Origin of the sequence: uncultured Maribacter sp. (genome assembly GCF_963974015.1) — a bacterium.
Classification (GTDB): Bacteria; Bacteroidota; Bacteroidia; order Flavobacteriales; family Flavobacteriaceae; genus Maribacter.
Map to the genome: position 1 here is coordinate 512,668 of NZ_CAXBBZ010000002.1, position 11,100 is coordinate 523,767.

At 34.7% G+C, this 11,100-nt stretch carries 13 protein-coding genes; 1 reads left to right on the plus strand and 12 read right to left on the minus strand.

What is annotated here, in order from left to right:
* Window positions 1–332: 332 nt before the first annotated feature.
* From AACZ41_RS06800 to AACZ41_RS06810, 3 genes are all read right to left on the minus strand, one after another.
* Window positions 333–1,610 (minus strand): hypothetical protein, encoded by a 1,278-nt coding sequence (locus tag AACZ41_RS06800; protein ID WP_339627609.1) that lies wholly within the window; start codon window positions 1,608–1,610, stop codon window positions 333–335.
* 130 nt (window positions 1,611–1,740) lie between these two features.
* The gene (locus AACZ41_RS06805) at window positions 1,741–2,535 is read right to left on the minus strand and encodes a DUF4331 family protein (RefSeq protein WP_339627610.1); all 795 of its coding nucleotides are present in this window, start codon (window positions 2,533–2,535) and stop codon (window positions 1,741–1,743) included.
* A 22-nt stretch (window positions 2,536–2,557) separates the two neighbouring features.
* The gene (locus AACZ41_RS06810) at window positions 2,558–3,268 is read right to left on the minus strand and encodes a DUF4331 family protein (protein WP_339627611.1); all 711 of its coding nucleotides are present in this window, start codon (window positions 3,266–3,268) and stop codon (window positions 2,558–2,560) included.
* A gap of 215 nt (window positions 3,269–3,483) precedes the next feature.
* Here AACZ41_RS06810 and AACZ41_RS06815 point away from each other — a divergent pair, with 215 nt between their 5' ends.
* Window positions 3,484–4,689: an LETM1-related biofilm-associated protein gene (locus tag AACZ41_RS06815; protein WP_339627612.1), complete on the plus strand. Its 1,206-nt coding sequence runs from the start codon at window positions 3,484–3,486 to the stop codon at window positions 4,687–4,689.
* Window positions 4,690–4,722: 33 nt separating this feature from the next.
* On the opposite strand, the gene AACZ41_RS06820 is transcribed toward AACZ41_RS06815, so the two are convergent.
* From AACZ41_RS06820 to AACZ41_RS06860, 9 genes are all read right to left on the minus strand, one after another.
* A complete protein-coding gene (locus AACZ41_RS06820) occupies window positions 4,723–5,487 on the minus strand; it encodes a LytTR family DNA-binding domain-containing protein (protein ID WP_339627613.1) in 765 nt (254 codons plus the stop codon).
* Window positions 5,488–5,521: 34 nt separating this feature from the next.
* Entirely contained in the window at window positions 5,522–5,887 is a 366-nt protein-coding gene (locus AACZ41_RS06825) for a 2TM domain-containing protein (RefSeq protein WP_339627614.1), read from the minus strand.
* Between the two features lies 1 nt (window position 5,888).
* The gene (locus AACZ41_RS06830) at window positions 5,889–6,227 is read right to left on the minus strand and encodes a 2TM domain-containing protein (RefSeq protein ID WP_339627615.1); all 339 of its coding nucleotides are present in this window, start codon (window positions 6,225–6,227) and stop codon (window positions 5,889–5,891) included.
* Window positions 6,218–6,508: a 2TM domain-containing protein gene (locus tag AACZ41_RS06835; protein WP_339627616.1), complete on the minus strand. Its 291-nt coding sequence runs from the start codon at window positions 6,506–6,508 to the stop codon at window positions 6,218–6,220. Before AACZ41_RS06835 ends, AACZ41_RS06830 begins: the two co-directional genes overlap by 10 nt.
* Window positions 6,509–6,526: 18 nt before the next feature.
* Window positions 6,527–6,811: a 2TM domain-containing protein gene (locus tag AACZ41_RS06840; protein ID WP_339627617.1), complete on the minus strand. Its 285-nt coding sequence runs from the start codon at window positions 6,809–6,811 to the stop codon at window positions 6,527–6,529.
* Between the two features lie 267 nt (window positions 6,812–7,078).
* Window positions 7,079–7,531: a pyridoxamine 5'-phosphate oxidase family protein gene (locus AACZ41_RS06845; RefSeq protein ID WP_339627618.1), complete on the minus strand. Its 453-nt coding sequence runs from the start codon at window positions 7,529–7,531 to the stop codon at window positions 7,079–7,081.
* Window positions 7,532–7,554: 23 nt separating this feature from the next.
* Window positions 7,555–8,877, minus strand: coding sequence for a 2TM domain-containing protein (locus AACZ41_RS06850; RefSeq protein WP_339627619.1), 1,323 nt, complete (start codon window positions 8,875–8,877; stop codon window positions 7,555–7,557).
* Window positions 8,878–9,081: 204 nt separating this feature from the next.
* Window positions 9,082–10,212 (minus strand): Gfo/Idh/MocA family oxidoreductase, encoded by a 1,131-nt coding sequence (locus tag AACZ41_RS06855; RefSeq protein WP_339627620.1) that lies wholly within the window; start codon window positions 10,210–10,212, stop codon window positions 9,082–9,084.
* A 9-nt stretch (window positions 10,213–10,221) separates the two neighbouring features.
* The gene (locus AACZ41_RS06860) at window positions 10,222–11,082 is read right to left on the minus strand and encodes a sugar phosphate isomerase/epimerase family protein (protein ID WP_339627621.1); all 861 of its coding nucleotides are present in this window, start codon (window positions 11,080–11,082) and stop codon (window positions 10,222–10,224) included.
* Window positions 11,083–11,100: the final 18 nt, after the last annotated feature.

Here is an 11,100-nt window from a genome sequence, read left to right on the forward strand (position 1 = left end):
GTTTGTTCTGTGGAGGGTTCTTTGTAGTGATCTATAGGCAAAAACTGCTTTGCCAACTAATAAAATCATTAAGCTAATCCATAATGTAAAGAGTAGGTATTCCATAACACTAATTAGTTTACTTGGTTACTTTTGGTTCAATTATTTAACATGCTGGGGCATTTTAAATGTATTTGGTCGATAAATATATGTATTTCATCTAAACAAATCTTAAAAAACGTTAAATTTTCGATGAAATACCTAAAAATAACAGCACCACGATAAAAACCGTGGCGCTGAAAAAAACAATCCAACCTAAAACAAACCAGAAATGAAAATAATTGGGCAATCAATTACAAATCATGGACTTGCTTTTCCATATTGGGCCCTAATTCATAAAGGGCACCTATTAATTCTCCTTTTAGCGCTGCAACTTTTTCCTCTTCACCATTGGCCTTATACACCTCAGCAGCTTGGAATAATAAAGCAGGTTCGAATGTTTTACCATAAACATGGTCATCCATCACTTCAACAGCTTTATTAATTTCTCCATTCTTCAGATAACTATATCCTAACCAGCTATATGATTCTGAGGTAGGTCTATTTTGAACTTCTGTTTGAGCCAATAATACAGCCTTATCGAACTGCTTAGTTTCATCTATATATAATCCTAAATTGTACGCATTATACATATCACCGTACATTTCGTTTTTAACCCTTGCAAAATATTGGTCTAAATTTTTAGTGCGAATTAAATCATCACCCATATAATCTGCTATTTCAGCTTTAAGTAAAAAGTAATCTGGCGCGTTATATGTTTTGGTTACTGAATCTAGTATTCGAATAGCCTCAACCGCATTCTTATCATTTGAAAATACGATCCAAGCAATACCTTTTTTGGCATAGGCATTATCCGCATCAATTTCTAAAGCCTTTATATATTGATTGTATGAATCTTGTATTCTCCCTGCATGGCCATAATAATCACCTAAATTGGTATAACTCCATAACATCAACTCCCTATTTTTTGCTGATTCAGCCTTCGTCCTAGCCTTTTCCATAAAATTGATGGTGGTGTCTAAATCTCCTTTATAATCGTTCCATTTCGCCAAACGTATCATATAACCGAAATCGGACATGTTTTTTAAACTATCCAGATATTTTTCTGCCAGTTGATAGTTACCCAGCTCCATATGAACATCAAAATACAGGCTTTGTGTTTCGTTCTTATCCCCTCCAATAGTAGCGGCAGAATCCGCTAATTTCAACGCTTCTCTAAAACGATGCTGTGAAATATAATTTCTTGCCAATGCCCTATAATAACCAGGCTTACCGATATTGGCTATATCGACTGCTTTTTTAAGACTCTTTTCAGCTTTTTTTAAAAACTCAATATTCCCAGTTTGTTGAAAATATCGGTAATATTCACCTCCCACGATTCCAAAACTCGTAAGCTGCATACTATCGGGTCTAATTTTAGAATTCCAAAGTTCAAAATACTTCGATGATGTTTCTACTTCTTTAGAAACCAAATACTTGTCGTAATCATTTTTTTGAGCAACTGCGTCCTGATCCTTTGTACCACAAGAGTATACCAGTATCAATACTATAAATAGCTTTATTAATTTCATTAGGTTGTGTTTTAATTGGATTGTTAAAAAATGGGGAGCTTTTCAACTCCCCTAGCCCTTCTCTTTCATAAGCAATTAGGGTGTGCCAGTCTTACCAATTAATTAAAATCCGTAAGGTGAAGGCAGCTTCTTATTCTGGTGAACCCAAGTATGGGAATGTAGTACCTACAGTAGCGGTTAGCCCAACGCCATCTGAGGTTAATCTTGGTAAATCTGCCATACCATCATTATCGGTATCTTGACCGCTAAATCTAGCACCATCACCACCACCGAATAACAATATCAATGAAACATCAATAACATCATCTTGGGGCGTTCTTCCTGTTAAACCAACTGCACCATCATAATTTGGAGCACCGCTACCACCATTGAAATAAGTAGTAGGTAAGTTTGGAGCAACTTCTAGAACGTCGTTAGATAAAACGGTAGTTAAAACAGTTGCTGTAACAGGATTATTCGTATAACCGTCATCAGTAGGACCATTTAATATATCTCCCAAAATATTCGGCTCAAAATTTACTGCAGCAGGATCAGCTCCTAAAATAGTTGCGTAAACATCATGATAAGCTTCTAATCTAGCTTCGAAAGCAGCTTGAAAAGTTGCCTGCATTTCAGAAGGAATTGACATGTTGTGAGAATTTTTGATATCTCCGTCTGCACTCAATACTGTATTGATACCTGGTCTGCCCATAAAATCAACCTGAGCATATGTTCCCGTAAAATCAGGCATTGTAGGTTGCATAGCATCTTCACATGGCGTACAAGTACCTCCACAATCAACACCAGTTTCATCACCATTCATTATTCCGTCATTACAAGTAGGTGTCATTACTATTGGCATATTATCATCGTCATTGTCACAAGAAACTAAAGCGGCTACTGCACAAAGTGATAAAAATGTATATTTTATATTTTTAAATTTCATCTTAGTTATATTTATAAGGTTATTATTGTTTAACATTTGTAGTTACCCAAGTTTTGTACACAGGTAATTGCAAAACGTTAACTGCAGTTGTTTCTCCTAATAGGCTGTTTGGAATTTCAATAACAATAGACATGGTGTTAGCACCATCGAAAGTATCTACAGCAGTCGTATCATCATCGTCAGTAGTAGAAGGATCACCCGCTGGTTTAAAACCCAATGGAGCTTCACCACCAATTACAGCGTTAAATTGAAAGAAGTCAAAGTAAAAAGCATCTTGTCGTGGACCTGCAAAAAGAGATACTCCATTGCTAGTTGTTTCAACAATCGCAGTTTCAGCAGATATATCTACCGAACCTAATGGTGAATCAACCATAACGGTACCGTTCAAACCTGTTTCGTTTGGTGCAACCGGACCAAAGAAATACATTTTACCATCTCTAGGTATCGCTTGTATTACCAAATCTTCTACCAAATCGCCATCTTTATCGATATTGATTTCTAACAATACATTCTCATCAAATGTACCATAAGCCAAATCTGGCAATACATTAGATTGAAGGTCTACCGCAAATACAGTGTTATCTGAACCAAGTGACGGTTCGAACGCATAAAAATCGGCAATGTCTGCCGATGTTCCCATAGAGCCTGGCGCATCAATATGATCTGCCGCAACTAAAAGAACTCCTACTAGAGCTAATGCCCCAAGTCCCATAAATAATTTTGATTTTTTCATTATCTTTTTTTTTAGATTAGAATCACCCTTACTTACGCAGTAAAAAACTAAAGGTTCATTTTTGTCTAAAAAAAAAATGAAACAACTATATTTTATTTTTCATAAAAAATTCTTGTTAATCTATTCTTTAGCTTAGAAGTAACCTTTTATACATATCATTTCGTTTAGCATAAAACAATAATTAGCTAACTTTGCAGTCATAAACTTATTTAGATATGAACCCGTCTGCCTCTGGTTGGATAGAAAAGTATGGCTCGGTCGTTCAAAAACACCAAAATGCTTTCCCCGATTTTGACGCCTTGTACTATACGCTGAAAAAGAGTGGGTTCGTGTACGGATTAAATTCTGGAATTCCAGATTTTATACATCCTGAACATATTTTGTCTGAAGATGAAAAGGCAAAAATAAATTTACTCAATGCTCTTTATTTTACATACCAGTTAAAAGATGGAGGTGATTTTAATGACTTTGTAGAGCAAGTTTATAAGTTCTATGAAGTTTTAAAAATTGATACTTCGGGATTTTTCGGTAAACTTTTTACTGGTAAAAAAACTTCAGCTAAGCTAGAAAAGTTAATGGCCTCTCGAATTTATATTGAGGATAATATTTTCAGTAAAACTTTTAATAGCCTTATTACCAACTCCTTATTATTTGTAGATGTATTACTTTTTAAACACTACCTAAATAATATTGAAGACTTAAAAACTAAGGCTGAGGAAATTGAATATTTAGCTATAAATATCACATATCACGCACTTAGTTCTAAAGAACAAAATAGAAAAGATAATAAGCTTTCTCAATTATTGGCTTCATCATTGACTTATATAAATTGTGCAGATAACACCTTTGATGGCTCTTATCGAGATAGGCTACTAGCAAATAAAGAAAACTGGGAGAATAGATATCTATTGGATATGGCCTGTTTGACCGTTTGGGAAGATCACTCGTTAGATTATACGGAGTCTGAATTTATATTTGGGATTGGTAAGGATTTAGGAATTGAAAATAGCATTATTTCTGAATCTATAATGAATGTTACAGAATTCTTTAGGCAAAACCTAGATACCATACCCTATTTAAAGGAAAAGAACCTTGCCCATCAATTTTACGATAGCATGGGGAAAATTGTAAAAAAATTAATTTTAAGAAACAGCAAGCGTTTACATAAAGAGCTTTCTCAAAGTGCGGAATTGGTTGCTTTAATATCAAAATCTACCGTAAGAGACCTTAGCCGAGATGAAAAGAAAAAAGTACAAAATCAACTTATAGATATTTTTAAAAGTATACCATCCTTGGCTATTTTTATATTACCTGGTGGCGCAATTTTACTTCCGATTTTCATTAAACTTATTCCTAAATTATTACCCTCTGCTTTTGATGAAAATAGAATTGATGTAGAAGAAAAATCAAAAGAAGATTAATTTGACTTATAGATTTATAATAATTTAAATATACTACTCTAACCAAAGCTTAAAGTCTTTCACCTTTTCCCTACTTACGATTATCTCGAGCTGTGGGTTATTATTCAGTTTAATTTGAAGTCTTGAATTTGTATAAGAAATAATGTCTTTTATATAATCGATATTAACAAAAAACTTTCTACTTACCCTAAAAAAAACCTGCGGTTTTAACTCATCTTCAAGTTGCTCCAAGGTAGTATCTAACAAATAATCTCGTCCATCTTTTGTAGCTGCATAAGTCCCTTTATTTTCACTATAGAAACATTCTACATCCTCAGAGTTAATAATTTTTATATGTTGCCCCACTTTAGCTGTAAAACGCTTTTTGTATTCACGCTCTAAGGGGTTTACCAATAATTTTTTAATATCCTCAAAATCAAGAGCTATCTTATTGGGTTCTGTCATCGATTTAAATCGTGTTTGATATTTATGTACCGCTTGCTCTAAATCTTCATCATCTATTGGTTTTAATAGATAATCAATACTATTTAATTTAAAGGCCTGTAAGGCATATTCGTCAAAAGCAGTGGTGAATATAATGGCACTATGCACTTCAATAACATCAAATATCTCAAAAGAGAGTCCGTCAGATAATTGAATATCTAAAAAGATAAGGTCAGGATGCTCATTATTCTGAAACCAGTTTATTGCCTCTTCGACCGAGTGTAGCATGGTAGATACGTTCAAATCTAAACTCTCTAACATTCTGCTTAATCTACGAGCGGCAGGCTTTTCATCTTCAATTATTATGGTCTTCATGGTTTGGTCTTTACTTACAGTACGTTATTAATTTCTAGTTGCTATTCGAATTCAGATACTTTTGAATTTGGCGTTCTTCCCATATCCTTACGCGTAACGAAAATTCGCCAAGTACTCTTATTCCATGGATAACAAGTACAACTCCCCAAACAATCGTGGTTCCAAATACATTCCAGTCTATCCACTCTAAAAATTCAGGATTACCTAGTGCATTTTTATTAATCAGAATAAAAGTGAATTTATGTTTTAATATGAATAGCATGAGGTTTATAATAATAAAAACTATGGCGTGATAGTAAAAACCCCTTATGGAGGCCACCTTTATTTTTGCTCTTTCATATTTAGACAATACGCTATTTTTCATCTTTTTATGGTCTTCAAGGAATTGATTATTTTCCATATTATCTATACTTATCTGCTTCTTCCTTTTCCTTCTCTACGTATTTCTTTATTTGTCGCTCTTCCCAATCTTTGGAAAAAAACGGACTATAATTAAACACTTTTGCCGCGTGGAACGCCAAACCTATTCCCCAGAAAAAAGGAGTTGAAAAGGTTCCAAAATTAAAAAATGCTTCGCTAAAAGATTCACCACTACTCATTCTTGCCATAGTGGTAATCGTGCATATGAAAGCATTCACCAAGATATAGACTAAAAGGTGTATATAAAATCCCTTTAGTTCTTTCACCTGCTTTTGTGCTCTAGCCAATTTATCTGATTGTTCAAATTCGTTTAATTCCATCGTGTTGTTTTTTCTTCCTGTTTCATGAACTCTTGAATTTTTCGTTCTTCCCAATCTCGGTTCATAAACGGATTCAAGTTAAAGATTTTATTCGCTTTTATAAATAAACTGATTCCTAATCCGAATACTACCCACAGAAACCAAGGATACTGCCATTCATTTAGATAATAGTTAATAGAGGCAACAATAGCAATGGTAAATAGTGCCGATGATACCTTTCCGTAAAAAATCTTAATTTCGTTTACTCGCTCTCGTGCTTTTAAATATTTCGTGTTATCCATGATCTTCAGTTTAATAGGTTATGATTCTTGCATGAATTCTTTTATCTTTCTTTCTTCCCAATTCTTTCCGAACAATGGGTTGTATCCGTAGGCACAAAGACCGTTTATCAATAGGCCGAACCCCCAACCTAATGCAGGAAATATTGCCCATGGAAAATCTGTAGTTCTATAATTAATATACGCTAGAGCTGGTATTACTATACAGTATGCCAATGCATTTCCGTAGAAGCCCTTTATTGCATTTACCTTTTTTTTTGCTTCTTGATATTTATAATTCTGGTCGTTTGTGAAATTTGATTCCATCTTTATCTTTTTTTAGATTACTACTATTTGATTTTTATACTTCAAATTTCGGTAGTTACCCTTAGTTTTAAAAAATTGAACTACCCAGTTGTACTATTTTATGACTGAATTGTAGGTTTAATTATCTGTTGTAGTATTTCTGTGATTTCAAATTGAATTTATGTGTTCCGAATAATTTATAACTCAATTCTATCAAAAGGCTGGCTATTTTACCCTCCCATTTCCCTTCAGATTGAAACCACTCGAACCGACATTATTATTTACGCATTAAACACCATACGCTTTCTTTGCGCTTTCAACTTGCTCCGCTTCTGTAGTATCAGGATAAAGCAGGTATTTAGGCGCAATAATGGGCTTGGTATCGTTAACCTTGATTTTTGTTATGGTGGCGAACGGAAATTTACCCTCTGTCATAGTATTCAAAACATTTTCCATTTTAGAGAATTCTGAAGATGATTTCTCGATGATTTCAGCCGTTCCTTTCAATTGAAAGCCTTTTTGTTTTAATATGTCAATACAGCTAATACAGACGTTTTTGTTCTGTTTTATATTACGAACTGTTTGTGGTGATGCAATATTCGCAACAATGATACTATCATTTTCGAAATAGCTAAAAATCTCTTTAGGAGAAACATTAGGTACATTTTCAGCTGATGATGTCGCAAGCCAGCACAACACGCTTGTGTTAATTGAATCTTTAATTTCTGCGGTTAGCTTCATTTCATTTCAACTTTAAAAAACAATTAGAAGTTATCCTTTTCCATGAACTCCCTAATTTTCTTTTCTTCCCAATTCTTACCGAAAAGAGGGTTGTAACCATATGCTTTTAAACCATGGCCCAACAAGCCAAAACCCCAACCTAGTGCAGGAAAAATTACCCATGTAAAACTTGTAGTTCTGTAATTTATATAAGCTAAAACAGGAATTACGATACAATATGCCATAAGATTACCATAAAAACCTTTAATGGCCTCTACCCTCTCCTTTGCTTTCTCATACCGTTTAGAACTTATAAATGTTTCTTGGGTTTCCCTAAACGAAACAGTACTGGTCAACATCGGTAATCGTACCTTGAATTCTTTCGCAGTTTTAAAGATTTGCATTTCTTTCTTGGTTAGAATTGCATAGCGCTGGCGTATATTCTGCAAGCCTACACCACTGCTCTTTTTCACAACTTGCTTCTCTTGTAAATTATTGGTTACATATAAATAACCATCTTCTTCAAAAATCTTTATATGTAATGGTTTAGAGGATGTTACCACGTTGTGCTTCACTGCATTCTCTAATAATAATTGAAGAGATAAGGGTACTATTTTAGCCTCAGGATTTAAGGCCTTATCCGGAATTTCAAAAATAATACTGTCCTCAAAACGCATTTTCAATAAGCGTACATAGGTCTTCGCAAACTGAAGCTCTTCATCAACAGAAATTAGATTTTTACTTTTCTGTTCTAACACATATCGATATACTTTAGAGAGTGAGGTTGTAAATTTTTGTGCCTGTACTGGATCTTCCTCTATTAAACTGGTCAATACATTAAGGCTATTGAATAAAAAATGAGGATCTAGTTGATTTTTTAATGCATCGAATTTAGCGGAAGCTGAACCTGCAATAATTTTTTGCTCTTTTACTTTGGTATCCTGTAGCGCTTTATAAAAGTAAAAAGCATGTAAAAAGAGTGATACAATTAGTGTTATTACTAATGCGTAAATGTAATATTCAGATTTTTCAGTAGTGATAAACGTGTTAAAATCCATGCCGAATAAAACAACTTCCGTAAACCAACGTACTACGGCAAATGCCAATACAGTTAGTGCAATAGATCCTAAAGCACCAAACCATAATCTTTTTTGAGTCTGTTTATCCCAACTATAAATTTTCGATATATACTCGTTATAATAGGCATTTACACAGGTAAGTACGAAAGAATAAATGAAGCTTACCCCCGCAAATTGTAACTCCCTATACGTAGATATTTTATCCCAATCTGCAAATAACAATCGAATAATCACCATAATTACAGTGATGACGATACTAGCCCTTAAAACCTTTAAAAAACTACCCATTCATTATACCTTTTGTGCGCTTTGCTAAATGCAACCTTCTAATCTTTAAAATTAGGGATTTCCTTTAACAACTGTAGAATCAATAATCGAAGGCTACCTTATAAGCGAATTTGTAGTATTTAGTACCTAGTAAAAAAAAATACAGTCCGAAATGTCAATTAAGACTTCCGAACTGTATTTCACAATATAAAGGTTGGTTGTTTTCTATTTTGAAAAAGTAAACTCTGGTAATTTTATAATTTCACCTCCTTTTTCTGCAGATTCATGTGATAATATACCCACACAGGTAATATTGGCAGATTGTTTTGCATTTGGGTATGGTGAAGTACCCTTTACCAAACCGTCAACAAAGGCATGCACCAAATGTGGATGTGAACCTCCATGACCGGCACCTTGTGTAAATGACAAATGCTGATTGTCGCCTTCATCGTAAACACCATGGGTTGTAAAGGATTGAATTTCTTTTGGTAATAGCTTTGCGAAATCTGGACTCTCAACTTCTTCCGGAATTTCTGGTTCTGGTTTCTTAGCCGTATGCACTACTAATGGCTTGCCTTCAATTAAAGGCCATTCAACCGACTTCTTTGACCCATACACTTCAAAGCTTTCTCTATACTGTCGGGCTACATCAAATAACGAACGATACACTTGGGCACTCAAATCTGAATTCCTGAATTTTATATGGGTGGTTTCAACTGCATATGGTGAGTTGTATTGTTTAATCAATTCTTCACGAATAGTACCCGAACCAAAACACGAAACATATTCAGCTTCATCTCTTGTAAGACCTAGCACTGGACCAACGCAATGGGTCGCATAATGCATAGGTGGTAACCCGGGCCAGTAATTAGGCCATCCGTCCATATCTTGTTGATGACTTGCCTTTAAAAATTGAACCTTACCCAATTCACCATTGTCATATAACTCTTTCATATAAAGGAACTCCCTAGCATATACAACCGTTTCCATCATCATATAGGTGAGTCCGGTTTTCTCGGTAAGTTCTACGATCTGTCTACATTCATCAACGGTAGTCGCCATAGGCACGGTACATGCAACATGCTTACCTGCTTTAAGCGCTTGAATGGACTGTTGGCCATGATTGGGAATCGGCGTATTTATATGAACCGCATCTATCTCATCATCTTTCAACAGCTCCTCATATGAAGTATATCTTTTAGCGATATCAAAAGCATCCGCAATCCCATTTAACTTTTCTTCGTTTCTTTGACAAACAGCAACCAATTCGGCATTCGGATGCTTTTTATATATGGGAATAAACTCCGCTCCAAAACCAAGTCCTACGATTGCTACTCTAATTTTCTTTTGGCTCATGTTATACTTTTAATCATTAAACGTTTGTTTTAAAAACTCTAAACCTTTTTGGGCAAATTCATCTTGACTTTTGGCCATGGTTTTCCAAATACAAACCGCTGCTGCCAACTCTTTTATTTCTGGAGTAAAGCTTTCTATGACCAAACCACCACTATAGTTTATATCGTCAAGACCAAGCTTAAAATCTTTCCAAGGTGTAAGTCCTGTACCGGGCACGCCCCTATGGTTTTCAGAAACCTGTACATGAATTAATTTGTCGCCAACGGTATTGATGGCATCTCTGATATTCTTTTCTTCTATGGTCATATGAAAACCATCTAATACTACCATTGCCGATGCATGATTGATATCTGTCACCAATCGCATCAAATCTTCAGCAGTATTTACCATATCAGATTCAAACCGGTTCAATGGCTCTAAAGCAATTGAAAGGTCATGTGCATAGGCCATTATACATACTTTATGTAAGTTGGTCACAGCCAAATTCCACTCAACCTTACGCTGATCTGGTGATACCATACGTGCCTTACCTACTGCAGAATACATTGGACCGGCCAAAAAATCAACACCCCAAATATTACAGAGTTCAAAACATTGTTCTAAATAATCAAAACACTGTCTATGTATTTTTGAGTCGTTATGCGTAAGGTCTTTACTTGGGCCAAATGCACCACATACAGAAACCTTTAAATCATTATCTATAAGAGCTTTTTTAATTTCTTTTGCGTCTATTAAGAGTGGGTCCTCTACAGGTATCTCTACAAGATCATACCCCAATTGTTTAATTTTTGGAAACAACCCTATGCTTTTACTGGTAAAAGGAGATTGCCACAACCATGTACTTACCCCAAAATCTATTTTATTGCTCATTTAGTCTCGTGCTAATTC